The organism is Mycobacterium sp. E3198, assembly GCF_001667015.1.
Lineage (GTDB): Bacteria > Actinomycetota > Actinomycetes > Mycobacteriales > Mycobacteriaceae > Mycobacterium.
Genome location: NZ_LZIS01000243.1, coordinates 1 through 18,218 on the forward strand (window position 1 = coordinate 1; position 18,218 = coordinate 18,218).

Below are 18,218 nucleotides of genomic sequence, written 5' to 3' on the forward strand. Positions count from 1 at the left end.
CGCCGCCGCACCTGGACCGCGGCCAGCCCCGCACCAACACCTACCACCACCCCGAAAAACTCCTCCACCCCGACAACGACGACGAGGAGGGTTGACCCCCGCCGGCTGTCGGGCATGTCGGCACTCGCGTGGCGGTTGACCGCGGCGACAACGCGGCGGACGGACACATGCTAAGGAACCGTCCGTTGATAAGACGAGGCGTCAGGAGGACACGTGGACGACGACAACGTGGCGAATGTGGCTGCCAAACCTGGCGGGTCGGCGCGCGCGGCGCGATACGTCCACCGGGTAAAGAGCCGCTTATCGACGGCGAAGCTACGGTTGGATTTCCCCACCCCACTTCGACTTTGGACAGCCGCGAACCAATACGTTTCATCATCCCGAAAGGTTCGTCCGCGCGACGACGAGGGCGACTAGCTGCTAGCTTCCTTCCCGCGCCGCGGCCTTCTCCAGCTCGGTCAGCGCAGGCTCGACGGCGCGGGCCATCTCGTGGATGTCGTTGGCGACTTCGGGGGTCGTGACAAAGCCGAAGTCCAAATACTTCTCGTAAGAGAAGCAGGTGATGTTCAAGGCGATGTCCATGACGGGCGGTCCGAGCGGCACCAGCGACTCCAGCTTGGCGCCGGCCATGTACAGCGGCATGGGCGGGCCGGGGACATTGGACACCACCAGGTTGATGGGGGCCAGGTTTCGCGACAGCCCGGTGGCCGTGTAGGCGCGGGCGGCCAGCTGCAGCAGCCCCGGTGGCGTGGTCTCGGTCAACCCCATGATCTGGTGCGCCGACAGCGCCTTGGCCATCAACTTGGCGCTCTGGGTGCTCTCGTGAATGGCCCGCAGCCGCTCGGCCGGGTCCTCGATGTCGGTCGCCAGCGACGCGGTCATCGAGCTCACCTTGTTGCCGACGTCGTCCTTGTTCTCGTCGGTGCGCGTCGAGACGGGAATCTGCGCGATGAGCGGTTTGGCCGGCAACTCGTCGTGTTTCAGAAGGTACTCTCGGGCGGCACCGGCCACGAGGGCCAGCACCACGTCGTTGAGCTTGACGCCAAAGGCATCCTTGACAGCCTTGGCCCGGTCCAGTTCGACGCGGCAGCCGGTGATCCGCCGGTGCGGTGAAACCGGCGCGTTGAATCGCGTCTTCGGTGCCTCGAAGTAGCCCGGCGGCTTGCTGGTGACGCCCAGCGCGGCGATCTGCTGGCGCACCGTCTGCTCCAGGAGCCTGCTGATCCGAAACGGCGTTTTGACCGCCAGATTGACCAGAGCACCCACCGCGCGCCGCTCGATCCCGGGGAGCTGGAATCCCACCAGCGATCCCACCGTCTCCTGTTGCGGCGGTCGCGGTTCGGGGGTGACGTCGAGCAGGATTTCGCCCAGCCCGGCGCCGGAGACGCCGTCGACGATGGCATGGTGCATCTTGGTCAGCGTCGCGACCCGGTTGCCCTTGACGTTCTCGATGACCCAGAGCTCCCACAGCGGTCGCGAACGGTCGAGCTTGTAGGACATCAGCCGGCCGACCAGCTCGTCGACCTCGCGCCGGCCGCCCGGCGCGGGCACCGCGATGCGACGGATGTGGAAGTCGACGTCGAGTTCCTCGTCCTCGACGAACCACGGCCGGTCGAGCCCTAGCGGTGCGCCGGTGACCCGCCAGCGCAGCTGCGGCAGTTCGGGCAGGCGCTCGATGATCAGCTGGCGAACGCGTTGAAAGCTGAAGTCGGGTGCATCGGTGAGATCACAGATCGCGAGCGCGCCCACATGCATGTGCCAGCCCGCAGTTTCCGCGGACCAAAACGCCGCGTCAACGCTCGAAAGCCGTTTCATGAACTGACCGTAGCCTCCCCCGCCCGTCCTGCCCAGCACTTTGCCGGGCCGGCTAAGCATCCTCCAGCAGGTCAGGCGTCACCGCCGACTCCGTGTCCGGGATCCCCTCGACCTTCGCCTTGCGGTCGGCCATCGACAGCAGCCGCCGAATGCGCCCGGCGACAGCGTCTTTCGTCATCGGCGGGTCGGCCAGCCGGCCCAGCTCCTCCAGGGAGGCCTGCCGATGCTCGACGCGCAGCCTGCCCGCCGATGCCAGATGGTCCGGGACGGTGTCGCCGAGGATCTCCAGCGCGCGCTCCACCCGGGCGGCCGCCGCGACCGCCGCGCGCGCCGAGCGGCGCAGGTTGGCGTCGTCGAAATTGGCCAGCCGGTTGGCCGTCGCCCGGACCTCGCGACGCATCCGGCGCTCCTCCCACACCAGCCGCGTGTCCTGGGCCCCCATCCGGGTCAGCAGGGCGCCGATCGCCTCGCCGTCGCGCACCACCACCCGGTCGGCCCCCCGCACCTCGCGCGCCTTCGCGCTGACCCCCAGCCGACGGGCCGCGCCCACCAGCGCCAGCGCGGCCTCCGGGCCGGGACAGCTGACCTCCAGGGCGGACGAACGCCCCGGCTCGGTCAGCGACCCGTGCGCCAAAAAAGCCCCCCGCCAGGCCGCCTCGGCGTCGCCGATGCTGCCACCGACCACCTGTGCCGGCAGCCCGCGCACCGGACGGCCCCGCATGTCGAGCAGCCCGGTCTGCCGTGCCAGCGCCTCGCCGTCGTTGGCCACCCGCAGCACGTACCGGGTGCTTTTGCGAATCCCGCTGGCCGACAACACATGCACGACGGCGTTGTACCCGTAGAGCTCGAAGATGTCCTTGCGCAGCCGGCGCGCGACGTTGCCCAGGTCCACCTCGGCCTCGACGACCACCCGGCCGCCCACGATGTGCAACCCGCCGGCGAACCTCAGCAGGGACGTGACCTCCGCGCGCCGCGCGCTGACCGACTTCACAACCAGGCGGCTCAGTTCGTCCTTGACTTCGGTCGTCATCGCCACGCGTCGTCACCCCTCTCACCGTCGACCCGGATCTCGTTCGTGGTGGTCGCGGAAGGGGTTTGAGGGCCTTGTGAACCACTATGGCCCGCTCGGACCCCGTCGAGCGCCGCCGCGAGCTTGCCCGGGTCATGTAAAGGTGTACCAGGTCGGGACACGTCGGCGAAGTGGACCTCGGCTTCCAGCAGCGTCGCGGTGCGGCGCAGTTGCTCGCGTTCGCGCTCACCGGGCACCCGCTCGGCGTCAATGATGATGTCGTGCACGGTGAATCCCGGCGCGTGCTGGGCCAGCACGTGCAGGTGGCGTTCCACCGAGAAGCCGGCCGTCTCCCCCGGCTCGGCGACCAGGTTGAGCACCAGCGCCCGCCGCGCGGTGGTCGATCGCAGCGCCGAGGCCAGCCCCGGCACCAGCACGTGCGGGATCACGCTGGTGAACCACGACCCTGGCCCCAGCACCACCAGGTCGGCGGCCATGATGGCGTCGACGGCCTGCCGGGTCGCCGGCGGGTTGGGTGGCAGCAGCCGCACGCGGCGCACCTTGCCGGGCGTGGTCGCGATCGCCACCTGCCCGCGGATCAGGCGGAAGATCCGCGGGTCGGCCTCCAGGCCGGACACGTCGGCCTCGATCTGCAGCGCGATCGGGCACATCGGCAACACCCTGCCCTTGACCCCGAGGATGCGGCCGAGCTCGTCGAGGGCGGCGACCGGATCGGCCAGCACCTCGGACAGGCCCGCCAACAGCAGGTTGCCGATCGGGTGGCCGGCCAGCGCGCCGTTGCCGCCGAAACGGTGCTGCAGGATGGTCGCCCACAGCCGTCCGTACGGGCTGTCGGATGCCAACGCCGCCAAGGCCATTCGCAGATCGCCGGGCGGGATCACGTCCAGTTCGCTGCGCAGCCGGCCCGACGAACCGCCGTCGTCGGCGACCGTGACCACCGCGGTGACATGCGGCGTCAGGCGCCGCGCCGCCGACAGCGTCGCATACAGGCCGTGTCCGCCCCCCAAGGCGACGATGCCATCACTCATTCGCGACCCAGATCCCGGTGCAGCACCCGCACCGCCAGCTGGGGGTTACCCCGAAGCAGCTGCATCAATGCCTCGGCGATCGCGACGCTGCGATGCTTGCCGCCGGTGCAGCCGATGGCGACCGTCATGTAGCGCTTGCCCTCCCTGCGGTAGCCGTCGACAACGAGGTTCAGCAGACGATGGTAAGCGTCGAGGAACTCGGCCGCGCCGGGCTGACCCAACACGTAGTCGCGCACGTCGGGGTGCTCGCCGGTGAGCGGGCGCAGGTCGTCCACCCAGTGCGGGTTGGGCAGGAACCGGACGTCCATCACCATGTCGGCGTCCATCGGCAGGCCGTACTTGAAGCCGAACGATTCGACGGTGACGCTGGTGGACGCGCCGGTCTCGCCGCCGAAGGCGCGCTCGATGCTCTCCCGCAGCCCCCGCACCGACAGGGTCGACGTGTCGATGATCAGGTCGGCGGTGGCGCGCACCGGCGCCAGCATCCTGCGCTCGGCGGCGATGCCCTCGGCCAGCGTCTGCTCGCCCTGTAGCGGATGGCTGCGGCGGTTCTGTTCGTAGCGGCGCACCAACATGTCGTCGGAGGCCTCCATGAACACCACGCGCGGGCTGATGTTGCGGGTGGCCAGCTCGTTGCGCACCTCGTCGAGGTCGCCCGTGAAGCCCCGCGACCGCACGTCCATCACCACCGCGAGCTGCGTGATCCGCGACCCGGCGGCCAGCCCGAAATCGACCATCCGGGTGATCAGCTGGGGCGGCAGGTTGTCGGCCACGTACCAGCCGAGGTCCTCGAGCACCTTGGCGGCGGTCCCCCGCCCCGCGCCCGACAACCCCGTCACCAGGACGACATCGATGCCCGCCCCCTCGTCTTGGCTTGTCATTCGGCGAGTTCCGGTTGCTCGGGTCGCAGCGCCTCGAGGACGGCAGTGGCGGTGGCCACGCCGATGCCCGGAACGGCGGTGATCTGGTCGACGGTGGCCTCCTTGAGGCGGGCTATCGATCCGAAATGGGTTACCAGCGCCTTGCGCCGATGTTCTCCCAATCCTGGCACCGAATCCAGCGCTGAGGCGGTCATTCGCTTGGATCGCTTGCTGCGATGGTAGGCGATCGCGAACCGGTGCGCCTCGTCGCGGACGCGCTGCAGCAGGTAGAGGCCCTCGCTGTTGCGCGGCATGATGATCGGGTCCGGCTCCGAAGGCACCCAGATCTCCTCCAGCCGCTTGGCCAGGCCGATGACCGCGACGTCGGTGATGCCGAGTTCGTCGAGCACGGCCGACGCCGCGTTGACTTGCGGCGCGCCGCCGTCGACGACGAACAGGTTCGGCGGGTACGCGAAGCGGCGCGATTTTCCTTCCGGCGAAAGCATATTGGTGTCTTTTTGCTCGCTCAGGTGGCGGGCGAAGCGGCGTCGCGTCACCTCGGCAATGGAGGCGACGTCGTCGGAGCGCCCCTGCCCGGCGGCCTCCCGGATGCCGAAGTGCCGGTAATCCGACTTGCGCGGCAGGCCGTCCTCGAACACCACCAGCGAGCCCACCACGTCGGTGCCCTGCACGTGGCTGATGTCGACGCATTCGATGCGCAGCGGCGCATCGGCCAGTCCCAGCGCCTCCTGAATATTCTGCAGTGCAGCAGATCTCGCGTTGAAGTCGCCGGCACGCTTCAGTTTGTGTTGCTGCAGAGCCTCTTTCGCGTTGCGCAACACTGTTTCGGCGAGCGCCCGCTTGTCACCGCGGCGCGGCACCCGCAGCGCGACCCGGGAGCCGCGCAGCGCGGACAGCCAACTGGTCAGCTCCTCGGCGTTGGACGGCAGGCACGGCACCAGCACCTCGCGCGGGACCGGGTTGGTGGATTCGTCGGCGGCGCCGCCCAGTTCGGCCTGCTCCCCGTAGAACTGGGTCAGGAATTGCTCGACCAACCGCTCCTCACCGGATTCGCCGGGGTCCCCGGACTTTTCGACGATCCAGCCGCGCTGGCCGCGCACCCGGCCGCCGCGGACGTGGAACACCTGCACCGCAGCCTCCAGGTCGTCGTCGGCGAACGCGACCACGTCGGCGTCGGTGCCGTCACCGAGCACCACGGCCTGCTTCTCCATGGCCCGCTTCAGCGCCGACAGGTCGTCGCGCAGCCGGGCCGCCCGCTCGAAGTCGAGCTGCTCGGCCGCGGCGTTCATCTGCTGCTCGAGTTCGCGGGCGAAGCGATCGGTCTTGCCGGACAAAAAGTCGCAGAAGTCCTCCACGATCTGGCGATGCTGCTCGGCGCTGACCCTGCCGACGCAGGGTGCCGAGCATTTGTCGATGTAGCCGAGCAGGCAGGGACGGTCAATCTGCTTGTGCCGCTTGAAGACTCCGGCCGAGCAGGTGCGGGCCGGAAAGACGCGGGTGAGCAGGTCCAGCGTTTCGCGGATCGCCCACGCGTGTGAGTAGGGGCCGAAATAGCGCACGCCCTTGCGGCGGGGGCCGCGATAGACCATCAGCCGCGGGAACTCCTCACCCAGCGTGACGGCCAGCACCGGGTACGACTTGTCGTCGCGGTAACGGACGTTGAAGCGCGGATCGAACTCCTTGATCCAGTTGTATTCCAGCTGCAGCGCCTCGACTTCGGTGTTGACCACCGTCCACTCGACCTTGGCCGCGGTGGTCACCATCTGCCGGGTTCGCGGGTGCAGGCCGGCGACGTCGGCGAAGTAGGACGTCAGCCTGCTGCGCAGGCTCTTGGCCTTGCCGACGTAGATGACCCGCCCGTGCGCGTCCCGGAATCGGTAGACGCCCGGCTCGACCGGGATGGACCCGGGCGCGGGGCGATACGTTGCGGGATCTGGCACGTACCCAGGCTAGTAGCCGCTCAAGACAAATCCGACCGGCCCCGAAAGCCGCCGGATCCGCTGATCGGACGGCTACCATCCGCGTATCGCCGATCGCCGATAGCGCTGGGGGTTCCGGAATGTCGTTCGTGATCGCGGCGCCGGGACTCGTCACGGACGCGGCCGCCGATATCGCCGGTATCGGCTCGTCGGTGGCGACGGCGCATCGGGCGGCGGCGGCCTCGACCACCGGGGTGGTGGCGGCCGCGGGCGACGAGGTGTCCGCGGCGATCGCGTCGTTGTTTTCCGGCCACGCCCTCGACTACCAGGCGCTCGGGCTGCGGGCCGAGGCGTTTCACGCCCAGTTCGTCGCGGCGCTGAGCGGGAGCGCGGCCGCGTATGCCGCCACCGAGGCCGCCGGCACCTCGCCGCTGCAGATCCTCGCGCAAGACGTGCTCGGCGTGATCAACCTGCCCACCGAGCTGCTGGTGGGGCGCCCGCTGATCGGCAACGGCGCCGACGGGACGCCGGGTACGGGGCAGGCCGGCGGGGCGGGCGGCATCCTGCTGGGCAACGGCGGCAGCGGCGGTTCGGGAGCGTCGGGGCTACCCGGCGGCCCGGGCGGTCCGGCCGGCCTGCTCGGTTCCGGCGGCGCCGGCGGCGTGGGCGGGTGGGACGCGTCCGGCGGAACCGGGGGCACCGGGGGGCTGCTCTGGGGCAACGGCGGCATCGGCGGCATCGGCGGACCCTTCGGCACCGGCGGCGTCGGCGGCAACGCCCTGTTCTTCGGAGACGGCGGGCGCGGCGGGCTGGGCGGGGAACTCGGCGGCGTCGGCGGCACCGGCGGCCGCGGCGGCTGGCTCATCGGCAACGGCGGCGCGGGCGGGACCGGCGGGGTTTCCGGCGGTCCGGGCGGCGTGGCGGGCGGTCCCGGCGGCACCGGCGGCATCGCCGGGATGCTGGGCCTGCCCGGTGCCGCCGGCGGCACCGGTGGGGCGCCCACCATCCCGGTGCAGGTGGACCAGCAAATCAACAGGCCGTACGTCGACGTCTCCATCGCCGGCGGGCCGAATTCCCAAGTGATCCTCGACACGGGATCCCGGGGTCTCGTCGTCCCGCCCCAGGACGTCAACTTCGCGTCCCTCGGCGCGGCCACCGGGACGGGCACCGTCACCTACGGCGACGGCGCAAACACCGTGACGGAGAACTACACAACGTATTCGGCCACGGTGAATTTCGGGAACGGCATCATCAGCCAGCCGACCACGGTCGCCGTCATCACCTCCGTGACGCAGACGCAGAACGGCCACACAACCAGCTTTGCGGCCTCGGACGGACTCCCCGTTCTGGGCGTCGGGGGAAGCAATCTCGTCGGCCCGTTGACCACCAGCCCCGTCCAAGTGTTGCCCGACACCCTCAGCCAGGGCGTGCTCCTCAACGAGCCGGCGGGCACGGCGCAGTTCGGCGCCAACCCGCTGACCGCCCTCACCTCGTCCTCCGGGGCGCCCGTCACGACGCTGAAGGTGTCGGTCAACGGCGGCACCCCGGTTGCCCTCTCGAACGCGTTCGTCGATTCCGGTGGCCTGTGGGGCGACGTACCCGCCTCGCTGGGCACCGGTTCGGCGGGCGGCTACGTGCCACAGGGCACGACACTCACCGTCTACACCGCCAACAACGTTGCCATCTACCACGAGACGGTCGGCGCGGCCCCGACGGCGCCGGCTGTGGTCAGCGGGGCGAATGGCCTTTTCAATACGGGGAATATCCCCTTCGAGACCATCCCGATCTACCTGTCGTACAGCCCGCTGGGCACCGGGACGCTGTTCTACGACGCCTGACGGCTCAGCCGTCGCGCAAATCCGGCCGGTAGCGCGCCAGCAGCGACCGCACGGTGTCCATGGCGTCGACGGCGCGTTCCCGGTCAGCGGCCTGGATCGCCATCAGGGGAACGTATTCGTCGTCGGGCAGGTCGATGCGCGCCCACCGTTTCCCGGCGGGAAACGACACGCCCACCACGTCGCGCCAGGGAATCAGCCTGTACCCAAACAGGTTTCGCACTGACAGCCCGGCCGGCCCCACGCGCAGCCGGGGCCGCGCGAACAACAGCACCCCGCCGGCGATCAGCAGACCGAGCCCGGCGATCGCCACCTGGTCGGAGGTGTGAAAGATGACGCCGCTGGAGCTGATCTTGAGCAGCAGGCCGACGACGATGTGCGCCGCGGCGATCAAAAGCGCCGCGGCATAGACGAATGGCAGCGTCCGGTGCGGACGCAGCTCGACATCCCAGCGGTTCGGCGCACTCACGACCGAGCGCGCAGGTCACGCAGGGTCAGGGCGGCGGTCAGCGCGGCGCCGGCGGCCTGGGCCCCCTTGTCCTCGACCGACGCCGGAAGCCCGGCCCGGGCCAGCGCCTGCTCCTCGGTGTTGGTGGTCAGCACACCGTTGGCGACGGGCGTCGACGCATCCAGCGCGACGCGGGTCAGCCCCTGGGTCACCGAATCGCAGACGTACTCGAAATGCGGTGTCTCACCACGGATCACAACGCCGAGGGCGATGACGGCGTCGTGGTTGCTGGCGAGCTGCTGGGCCACCACCGGAATCTCAATCGCGCCGAGCACGCGAACCACCGTCGGGTCCTCGATGCCCGACTCGGCGGCGACTTTACGGGCGCCCGCCAACAGTGCGTCACAGATCTGGCCGTGCCAGGTGCTGGCGACGATGCCGAGGCGCAGGCCGGCAGCGTCCAGCGCGGGCAGCTCCGGCTCCCCGCTACCGCTCACAGAGCACCGCCGAATTCTCCCGGCAAATGCACCGATTCGTGAAAGTCGTCCAGCCCCACCAAGTCATGACCCATCTTGTCGCGCTTGGTCATCAGGTAGCGGATGTTCTCGGCGTTGGCGCGCACCGGAAGCGGCACCCGCTCGATGATGTGCAGGCCGTAACCGTCCAACCCGACCCGCTTGGCCGGGTTGTTGGTCAGCAGCCGCATCGAACGCACCCCCAGGTCGACCAGGATCTGCGCGCCGATGCCGTAATCCCTTGCGTCCGCAGGCAATCCGAGTTTCAGGTTGGCGTCGACGGTGTCGGCACCGGCGTCCTGCAACTGGTAGGCCTGCAGTTTGTGCATCAGGCCGATGCCGCGGCCCTCGTGGCCGCGCATGTACAGCACCACGCCGCGCCCTTCGCGCGCGACCATCGCCATCGCGGCGTCCAGTTGCGGCCCGCAGTCGCAGCGGCGCGAACCGAACACGTCACCGGTCAGGCATTCGGAGTGCACGCGCACCAGCACGTCGTCGCCGTCGGCGTTCGGGCCGGCGATCTCGCCACGCACCAGGGCCACGTGTTCGACATCCTCGTAGATGCTCGCATAGCCGATGGCGCGAAACTCGCCGTGCCGGGTGGGGATCCGCGCCTCGGCGATCCGCTCGATGTGCTTCTCATGCTTGCGCCGCCATTCGATCAGGTCGGCGATGGTGATCAGGGCGAGGTCGTGCTCGTCGGCGAACACCCGCAATTCGTCGGTCTGGGCCATCGAGCCCTCGTCCTTCTGGCTGACGATCTCACAGATCGCGCCCGCGGGCTGCAGGCCCGCCATCCGCGCCAGATCGACGGCGGCCTCGGTGTGGCCCGGCCGGCGCAGCACGCCACCGTCCTTGGCGCGCAACGGAACCACGTGACCGGGGCGGGTGAAATCCTCGGCGATGCTGGTGGGGTCGGCCAGCAACCGCATCGTCGTGGCCCGGTCGGAGGCCGAAATCCCGGTGCCGACGCCGTTTCTCGCATCGACGGTGACGGTGTAGGCGGTCCCGTGCTTGTCCTGGTTCACCGCGTACATCGGCAGCAACCCGAGCCGGTCGCAGACCGCACCATCCAGCGGGACGCACAGGTACCCCGACGTGTAGCGGACCATGAAGGCCACCAGCTCCGGCGTGGCCTTTTCGGCGGCGAAGATCAGGTCGCCCTCGTTCTCGCGATCCTCGTCGTCGATGACGATGACGGCCTTGCCGGCCGCAATGTCGGCTACCGCCCGCTCGACGGAGTCCAACCTCGTCATCGTTGCTGCCTGCTCTCGTAGGGGCCCAGAGGAGAAGCCCAAGTGTTGCATTCAGTATGAACCACCGCGACGGCGCCGTTATTGCGACGGCTTTTCCGGGCTGAAGCGGCCCACGCCCCTCCGTATGCGTCGAGATCGACGGGAGCGCGACAACGTTCGAGTAGCCATCGCGGTGGCGTCGATTTCGGCGGGTGGCGCGGTGCTGTAAAGCCTGGTAGGCAGCGTCTAACGCGACATCAACCGCTCCACATATTTGGCGATCACGTCGACCTCGAGGTTCACCTGCGTGCCGACCGGGGCGCGGCCCAGGGTGGTCAGTTCCCGCGTCGTCGGGATCAGCGAGACCTCGAACCAGTCCCGTGGCCCCGAACCAAGGCCGGACACCGTCAAAGAAATCCCGTCGACGGTGATCGACCCCTTTTCGACGACATAGCGGGCGACGGCCGCGGGCGCCTCGATCCGGACCACCTCCCAATGCTCGGAGGCGGTGCGGTCCACCACCTGGCCGGTGCCGTCGACGTGCCCCTGCACGATGTGCCCGCCGAGCCGGCTGTTGACGGCCGCGGCGCGCTCCAGGTTCACCCGGCTGCCGACCTGCAGCCCGCCGAGGTTGGACCGGTTGAGGGTCTCGCCCATCACGTCGGCGGTGAACTGGCCGTCCGGCCTCAGCTCCGCGACCGTCAGGCACACGCCGTTGACGGCGATCGAATCGCCGTGTCCGGCATCGGCGGTCACCACGGGCCCGCGGATGGTCAGCCGCGCGGCATCGGCGAGCACCTCGCGCCCGGTGATCTCCCCGAGCTCCTCGACAATTCCGGTGAACATTGCACCAGGTTAACGGGCCGATGCGCGGCGAATCGGCCCCCGCGTTCCGGAAGCCGCTCACCACCACCCTCTACGATGCAGGGTATGCAAACCCCCCGCCGTCTCTCGGCCGTCCTTGCATTCTTGAGCCTCGCCGCCGCCCTGGTCGCGGGCTGCTCGTTCAGCTCGTCGAAAAGCGGCGGCCCGCTGCCCGACGGCACGACGCTGGTGAAGCAGTCCGCGGACACCACCAAGAACCTCAAGAGCGCGCACCTGGTGCTGACGGTAAATGGGAAAATCCCGGGTTTGGCGGTGCGAAGTTTGACCGGTGACCTCACCACGCAACCGAGCACCGCGGCGCAGGGGAACGCCCAGATCACTCTTGCGGGCCAAGACATCAGTGCCGATTTCGTCGTGGTGGGCGGCGACCTCTACACCAACGCCCTCAACCCGGGCGACAAGACCATGACCGACGTCGGCCCGGCCTCCCAGGTCTATGACCCCTCGGCCATCCTGAGCCCGGACACCGGCCTGCCCAACGTGCTGGCGAACTTCACCGGCGCCAAGTCCGAGGGGCGCGACCAGGTCAGCGGCCAGACCGCGGTCCGCATCAGCGGAAACGTCTCGGCGGACGCCGTGAACAAGATCGCCTCCCCCTTCAAGGCGACCAAGCCGGTGCCGGCCACGGTCTGGGTCGTGGAGACCGGCGACCACCAGCTGGCCCAGGTGCAGCTCCAACAAAGCCAGGGCAACAACGTCCAGATGACGTTGTCGAACTGGAACCAGCCGGTGCAGATCAACAAGCCGGCGAGCTCGTGAGACGGCTGGCGGGACGCCGAGTCGCGATCGGGGCCGGCAGCCTGGCGGTGCTGCTGGGCGCCCTCGACGCCTACGTCGTGGTCACGATCATGCGCGACATCATGCACGACGTCGGCATCCCGATTAACCAACTGCAGCGGATCACCCCGATCGTCACGATGTACCTCCTGGGCTACATCGCGGCCATGCCGCTGCTGGGCAAGGCCTCCGACCGGTTCGGGCGCAAGCGCCTGCTGCAGGTCAGCCTGTTCACGTTCATGATCGGCTCGGTCGTCACCGCGCTCGCCGTGCAGATCGGCAGCTTCGACGTGTCGAGCATGACCGTGGAGATCTTCGGACATCCGCTCCGGGACCTGGTCATCCTCGGCTACCCGATCCAGAACTTCCACGTGCAGACCCTGCACGTGCTGGTCGCCGGCCGCACCATCCAGGGCATCGCCAGCGGCGCGCTGTTGCCGGTCACCCTGGCCCTCGGCGCCGACCTGTGGGCGCAGCGCAACCGCGCCGCCGTGCTGGGCGGCATCGGCGCCGCGCAGGAGCTGGGCAGCGTGCTCGGCCCGCTGTACGGCATCTTCATCGTCTGGCTGTTCCGCGACTGGCGCGACGTGTTCTGGATCAACGTCCCGCTGACGCTGGTCGCGATGGCCCTGATCCAGATCAGCCTGCCACCGCACGACCGCAGTGAGACCCCGGAGAAGATCGACGTGGTCGGTGGCGTGCTGCTGGCCATCACGCTCGGCCTCGCGGTGATCGGCCTGTACAACCCGAATCCCAACGGCCAGGAGGCGCTGCCCAGCTACGGGTTGCCGCTGGTGATCGCGGCGGCCGTCTTCGCGGTGATCTTCCTGCTCTGGGAACGCTTCGCGCGGACCCGGCTGATCAACCCGGCCGGGGTGCAGTTCCGGCCGTTCCTGGCCGCGATGGGCGCCTCGTTCGCGGCGGGCGCCGCGCTGATGGTGACGCTGGTCGACGTGGAATTGTTCGGCCAGGGCGTGCTGGGCCTGGACCAGGCCAAGGCGGCCGCGATGCTGACGTCGTTCCTGATCGCGCTGCCGATCGGGGCGTTGCTGGGCGGCTTCATCGCCACCCGGGTCGGTGACCGCGCGGTCGCCCTGGTGGGCCTGCTGATCGCCGCCGGCGGCTATTTGCTGATTTCGCACTGGCCGGTGGATCTGATGCACTACCAGCACAGCTTCTTCGGCTTGTTCTCGGTGCCCGCGGTGGACAACGGTCTGATGCTCGGCGGGGTCGCGGTCAACAACGACCTGCTGATCGCCGGTTTGGGCCTCGGGCTGGTGATCGGCCCGCTGACGTCGGCCGCCCTGCGGGTGGTGCCATCGGCCGAGCACGGCATCGCCTCGGCGGCGGTGGTGGTGTCCCGGATGACCGGGATGCTGATCGGCGTGGCCGCGCTGAGCGCCTGGGGCCTGTACCGCTTCTACCAGATCCTCAACGAGAAGAACTCGGCGCTGCCCAGCGGGATGAGCAAGCCGGATCGGGCCGTCGCCCAGGCGCAGAACGTCCTGCCGTCGTTCGCGGCGATGTACGGCGAGATCTTCACCATCACCGCGCTCGTCTGCGTGGCAGGGGCGCTGCTGGGCCTGCTGATCAGCGGCCGCAAAGAGCACGCCGAGGAACCGGAAGTCCCCGAGGAAGAGCCGGTCAGCGTCCCGACGCCCTAGTCAGCCGCCGTGCGGCACCAGGCTGAGCACCAGGTCGGGGCCGGCCCGGTCGATCCCGTCGTACTGCCAGCGCAGCGCCCGCGCGATGGTGGGCACCCCGACGTCGTCGACCGCCGTGATGGGCCCGCCCAGCAGCATGGGCGCGACGTAGGCCAGGATGCGGTTGACGGCCCCGGCCCGCAGGAAGGCGCCGGCCAGGGTGGGGCCGCCCTCCAGCAGCACGTCCGTGCGATCCGTCAGCGCCTTGATCACCTCCATGGGGTCATGGGTGCGAATCACCATGGTGCGCGAATCGTCGTTGAGAACCTTTGCCTCCGGCGGTATTTCGCGCATCCCCACCACCACGCGCAGCGGTTGGCGGTCCGCCAGCGAGCCGTCGCCGCGCCGGGCGGTCAGCGCCGGATCGTCGGCCAGCACGGTGCCGGTGCCGACCACGATCGCGTCGGCGATGGCACGGCGGCGATGCAGATCCGATCGCGAGGCCTCGCTGGAGATCCACCGGCTGCTGCCATCGGCGGCGGCGCTGCGGCCGTCGACGCTGCTGGCGTACTTCCATGTGACGTGCGGCAGCCCGGTCCGCACCTTGTGCAGCCACTCGCGCAGCGGACCGGCGGCCACCTGATCGGCCAGCACCCCGGACCGCACCTGCACGCCAGCGGCCTGCAGCCGGCCCGCTCCGCCGCCCGCGATCGCGTTCGGGTCGTCGACGGCGTAGACGACCATGCTCACCCTGGCCTCGATGAGCGCGTTCACGCACGGCGGGGTCTTGCCGTAGTGATTGCACGGCTCGAGCGTGACGAACGCGATGCCGCCGGCGGCCAAACCGCCGGCCCGGCGCAGGGCCAACACCTCGGCGTGCTCGCCGCCCGCGGGCTCGGTGGCGCCGACGCCGACGACGCGGCCCTGCGGGTCCACGATGACGGCGCCGACCGGCGGGTTCGGGTACGTGGCGCCCTTGACCTGGTAGGAGTGCTCGATCGCCAGGCGCATGGCCGCGTCGAGGCTGTCGACCGACTGGGGCTGGTTCATGCGCGCAGGTGCGCTGACGCGGCGGCGGCCTGCCGCCGCAACGCCTCGACCGCGGCCTCCGGGTCCTGCGCCCCGTACACCGCCGACCCGGCAACGAAGCAGTCGACGCCCGCCTCGGCGGACTGCTCGATGGTGTCCTCGTTGATGCCGCCGTCGATTTCGACCAGGATCGTCAGCTCGCCCGCGTCGATCAGTTTGCGCGCGGTGCGGACCTTGCCGAGCACCTCCGGGATGAAGCTCTGCCCCCCGAAGCCGGGCTCGACCGACATGATCAGCAGCGTGTCGAAGTGCGGGAGGATTTCCAGGTAGGGCTCCAGCGGGGTCCCCGGCTTGACGCTGATCCCGGCCTTGGCGCCGGCGGCGCGAATGTCGCGGGCCACGCCGACGGGATTGTCCGTGGCCTCGGCGTGGAAGGTGACGTTGTAGGCGCCCGCCTCGGCGTACGGGGGCGCCCAGCGATCCGGGTCCTCGATCATCAGGTGGCAATCCATCGGGATGGGGGTGCTCGCCAGCAGCGCCTCGACCACCGGCAGGCCGATGGTCAGGTTCGGCACGAAGTGGTTGTCCATCACGTCGACGTGCAACCAGTCGGCGCCCGGCACGGCGGCCGCCTCGTCGGCGAGGCGGGCGAAATCGGCGGCGAGGATCGACGGCGCGATCAGCGGTCTACCGGTATTGCCAGGCATGTGCGCCACACTACTGAGCCCGGCGGCCAACCTCACTTCAGACGCGGCGCAACGCGGCCGCGAACATCGCGTCGGTGCCGTGCCGGTGCGGCCAGAGCTGAGAGTAGGGCCCCTCGCCCAAGCCCTCGGTGACGGGCTCGAACAGCGGCCGGGCGTCCAGCGCCTGCACCGGCTGGCGGCGCAGCGCGTCGGCAACCACCCCAACGGTTTCCGCGAGGTGCGGCGAACAGGTCGCGTACAGCACCACGCCACCGGGCCGGGTCAGCGCGATCGCGGCGGCCAGCAGCTCCCGCTGCAGCTTGGCCAGCGCCGGCACGTCGGCCGGGCGGCGCCGCCACCGGGCCTCCGGCCGGCGCCGCAGCGCCCCCAGCCCGGTGCACGGCGCGTCCACGAGCACCCGGTCGAAGCCCGGCTCGAGGCCGGTCTGGCGCCCGTCGACCCGCAGCACGTCGACCGGCAACCCGCGGGTGTTCTCGACCACCAAATCCGCGCGCCGCGGCGCGGGCTCCACCGCCGTGACGCGCGCCCCGCGGTCCATACCCAACGCCGCCAGCAGCGGGGTCTTGCCGCCGGGGCCGGCGCACAGGTCCAGCCAGCGGCCGGTGTCGCCGTCGACCGGGGCCAGCGTCAGCGCGCGGGCCACCAGCTGGCTGCCCTCGTCCTGGACCAGCGCGGAGCCGTCGCGCACGGGCGCCAGCCGCCCGGGGTCCCCGCCCGACAGATACACCGCGTAGGGCGAATAACGGCCGACGGTGCCGCCCACGGCGTCGGCGAGGTCGGCGGCGGTCAGCGCGCCCGGGCGCGCGACCAGGTGCACCTGGGGCCGTTCGTCGTCGCTGGCCAGGACGTCGTCGAGTTCGGCCGCGGCCGCGCCGAGCGCGTCGGCGAAGGCCTGGGCAACCCAGCGCGGGTGCGCGTGCACGAACGCGGCGTGCCCGATCGGGTCCCGCGCCGGGTCGGGAGCCAGCTCGTCGACCCAGGACTTCTCGTCGCGGCCGGCGATGGTGCGCAGCACGCCGTTGACGAAACCCGCTCGGGCCGAGTCGAATTCGATCCCGGCCTGTTCGACGGTGGTGGACACCGCGGCGTGGGCGTCGACGCGGGTGCGCAGCAGCTGGTAGGCGCCGAGCCGCAGCAGGTCGAGCAGCACCGGGTCGATGGCCTCCGGCGGACGCCCGGCGGCCGAGCCGATGACCGCGTCGAGCAGCCCCCGGGAGCGGCAGGTGCCATAGGTCAGCTCGGTGGCGAAAGCGGCATCGCGGCCGGCGATTCCGCGCTGGCGCAGCAGGGCGGGCAGGGCCAGGTTCGCGTACGCGTCGCGCTCGCTGACGGCGCGCAGCACCTCGAACGCGGCCGCGCGGGCCGGGTCCAGCGGCCGGCGCGGCTTGCGTGGCCTGGAGCTCATGACGCCCGCGCGGCGGCGTCGAGGCGGGCGCCGCGGGCCCAGTCGACGGCGTTCATGAACTTCTTGCCGGGCGGCTGGATCTGGCCCAGGCGCACCGGTTCCGAACCGGTGCCGATCCACACGTTCTTGCGCTCGGCGTGAATGGCGCCGGGCGGCAACGACTCTGGCGCCTCCGGGTCGACCCGCACGGGCCCGAGCTTGATCCGCAGGTCACCGATGAGCGTCCAGGCGCCCGGGTTCGGTGTGACGGCGCGGATCCGGCGCTCCACCACCGGCGCCGGCAGGTCCCAGCGCACCCGGGCCGCCTCGACGCTGACCTTGGGCGCCACGCTGACCCCCTCGGCCGGCTGCGGCCGCGGCGTCAGGGTCCCGGCGGCGATGCCGTCCAGCGTGGCCGACAGCAGCTCCGCGCCCGAAAGGGCAAGCCGCGCAAGCAGATCGCCCGCGGTGTCGGTCGGCCGGATGGTTTCCGTGACCACCCCGTACACGGGCCCGGAGTCCAGGCTCGGCTCGATCCGGAAGGTGGTCGCCCCGGTGATGGTGTCCCCCGCGGCGATGGCGGCCTGCACGGGGGCCGCGCCGCGCCAGGCGGGCAGCAGCGAGAAGTGCAGGTTGATCCAGCCGTGCGGGGGCACGGCGAGCAGGTCGTCGCGCAGCAGCGCGCCATAGGCCACCACGGGGCAGCAGTCCGGGGCGAACTCCGACAGCTCGGCGACGAATTCCGGGGAGTTGGGCCGCGCCGGTCGCAGCACCGGGATGCCGCGGTCCAGCGCCTCGCGGGCCACCGGGGAAGGCTCCGGCCTGCCGCGCCGGCCCGAGGCGGCGTCGGGCCGGGTCAGCACCGCGAGCACGTCGTGCCGGGGCGAATCGACGAGGCGACGCAGCGCGGGCAGCGCGGGTTCGGGTGTTCCGGCGAAGACAAGGCGCACGGGCACAAGTGTAGGAACCATCGGGTCTACGCAGGACACGCTCAGGGTTCACACAGTTTTGTCTGCATATTATTTCTGTCAGCAACTATTTCTTTCGGTCATGGTCACGACGACGAGGTCGAACAACCAGCCGGGTC

General features: G+C 70.3%; 16 protein-coding genes. 3 read left to right on the forward strand and 13 right to left on the reverse strand.

Translation table 11 applies throughout. The features are described 5' to 3' along the window. Positions 1-420: 420 nt before the first annotated feature. From A5673_RS24800 to uvrC, 5 genes are read right to left on the reverse strand one after another with little or no spacing between them, the layout of a single operon-like run. Entirely contained in the window at positions 421-1,815 is a 1,395-nt protein-coding gene (locus A5673_RS24800) for a wax ester/triacylglycerol synthase family O-acyltransferase (protein WP_068238737.1), read from the reverse strand. A gap of 52 nt (positions 1,816-1,867) precedes the next feature. Continuing rightward, positions 1,868-2,845, reverse strand: a complete 978-nt coding sequence (gene whiA / locus A5673_RS24805) for a DNA-binding protein WhiA (RefSeq protein ID WP_068238787.1) — start codon at positions 2,843-2,845, stop codon at positions 1,868-1,870. Further along, positions 2,842-3,873 carry a YvcK family protein gene (locus A5673_RS24810; protein WP_068238739.1) on the reverse strand — a complete coding sequence of 344 codons (1,032 nt, stop codon included), beginning with the start codon at positions 3,871-3,873 and terminating at the stop codon, positions 2,842-2,844. Before A5673_RS24810 ends, whiA begins: the two co-directional genes overlap by 4 nt. After that, complete coding sequence (gene rapZ / locus A5673_RS24815) at positions 3,870-4,754, reverse strand: RNase adapter RapZ (RefSeq protein ID WP_068238741.1); 885 nt, start codon at positions 4,752-4,754, stop codon at positions 3,870-3,872. The genes A5673_RS24810 and rapZ overlap by 4 nt, the downstream gene beginning before the upstream one ends. Continuing rightward, the gene (gene uvrC, locus A5673_RS24820) at positions 4,751-6,694 is read right to left on the reverse strand and encodes an excinuclease ABC subunit UvrC (protein ID WP_068238744.1); all 1,944 of its coding nucleotides are present in this window, start codon (positions 6,692-6,694) and stop codon (positions 4,751-4,753) included. Before uvrC ends, rapZ begins: the two co-directional genes overlap by 4 nt. Positions 6,695-6,813: 119 nt before the next feature. Between uvrC and A5673_RS24825 the strand changes: the two genes are divergently transcribed. Further along, a complete protein-coding gene (locus A5673_RS24825) occupies positions 6,814-8,511 on the forward strand; it encodes a PecA family PE domain-processing aspartic protease (protein ID WP_068238746.1) in 1,698 nt (565 codons plus the stop codon). A 4-nt stretch (positions 8,512-8,515) separates the two neighbouring features. On the opposite strand, the gene A5673_RS24830 is transcribed toward A5673_RS24825, so the two are convergent. From A5673_RS24830 to A5673_RS24845, 4 genes are all read right to left on the reverse strand, one after another. After that, the gene (locus tag A5673_RS24830) at positions 8,516-8,977 is read right to left on the reverse strand and encodes a PH domain-containing protein (protein WP_068238748.1); all 462 of its coding nucleotides are present in this window, start codon (positions 8,975-8,977) and stop codon (positions 8,516-8,518) included. Beyond that, positions 8,974-9,453 (reverse strand): 6,7-dimethyl-8-ribityllumazine synthase, encoded by a 480-nt coding sequence (gene ribH / locus A5673_RS24835; RefSeq protein ID WP_068238749.1) that lies wholly within the window; start codon positions 9,451-9,453, stop codon positions 8,974-8,976. Before ribH ends, A5673_RS24830 begins: the two co-directional genes overlap by 4 nt. Continuing rightward, positions 9,450-10,727, reverse strand: a complete 1,278-nt coding sequence (locus tag A5673_RS24840) for a bifunctional 3,4-dihydroxy-2-butanone-4-phosphate synthase/GTP cyclohydrolase II (protein WP_068238751.1) — start codon at positions 10,725-10,727, stop codon at positions 9,450-9,452. Before A5673_RS24840 ends, ribH begins: the two co-directional genes overlap by 4 nt. 225 nt (positions 10,728-10,952) lie before the next feature. Continuing rightward, entirely contained in the window at positions 10,953-11,552 is a 600-nt protein-coding gene (locus A5673_RS24845; protein WP_068238753.1) for a riboflavin synthase, read from the reverse strand. An 84-nt stretch (positions 11,553-11,636) separates the two neighbouring features. Between A5673_RS24845 and A5673_RS24850 the strand changes: the two genes are divergently transcribed. Both A5673_RS24850 and A5673_RS24855 read left to right on the forward strand, forming a co-directional pair. Next, the gene (locus A5673_RS24850) at positions 11,637-12,350 is read left to right on the forward strand and encodes an LppX_LprAFG lipoprotein (RefSeq protein ID WP_068238755.1); all 714 of its coding nucleotides are present in this window, start codon (positions 11,637-11,639) and stop codon (positions 12,348-12,350) included. Then, positions 12,347-14,032, forward strand: a complete 1,686-nt coding sequence (locus A5673_RS24855) for an MFS transporter (RefSeq protein WP_068238757.1) — start codon at positions 12,347-12,349, stop codon at positions 14,030-14,032. Before A5673_RS24850 ends, A5673_RS24855 begins: the two co-directional genes overlap by 4 nt. Here A5673_RS24855 and ribD read toward each other — a convergent pair whose 3' ends face one another. Genes ribD through fmt form a run of 4 tightly spaced genes read right to left on the reverse strand, consistent with a single transcriptional unit; the run spans position 14,033 to position 18,081 of the window. Further along, positions 14,033-15,061, reverse strand: coding sequence for a bifunctional diaminohydroxyphosphoribosylaminopyrimidine deaminase/5-amino-6-(5-phosphoribosylamino)uracil reductase RibD (gene ribD / locus A5673_RS24860; protein WP_068238759.1), 1,029 nt, complete (start codon positions 15,059-15,061; stop codon positions 14,033-14,035). Next, complete coding sequence (rpe, locus tag A5673_RS24865; protein WP_068238760.1) at positions 15,058-15,747, reverse strand: ribulose-phosphate 3-epimerase; 690 nt, start codon at positions 15,745-15,747, stop codon at positions 15,058-15,060. Before rpe ends, ribD begins: the two co-directional genes overlap by 4 nt. Before the next feature lie 37 nt (positions 15,748-15,784). Next, positions 15,785-17,152: an RsmB/NOP family class I SAM-dependent RNA methyltransferase gene (locus A5673_RS24870; protein WP_068238762.1), complete on the reverse strand. Its 1,368-nt coding sequence runs from the start codon at positions 17,150-17,152 to the stop codon at positions 15,785-15,787. After that, positions 17,149-18,081 carry a methionyl-tRNA formyltransferase gene (gene fmt / locus A5673_RS24875; protein ID WP_068238789.1) on the reverse strand — a complete coding sequence of 311 codons (933 nt, stop codon included), beginning with the start codon at positions 18,079-18,081 and terminating at the stop codon, positions 17,149-17,151. Before fmt ends, A5673_RS24870 begins: the two co-directional genes overlap by 4 nt. Between the last annotated feature and the right edge of the window lie 137 nt (positions 18,082-18,218).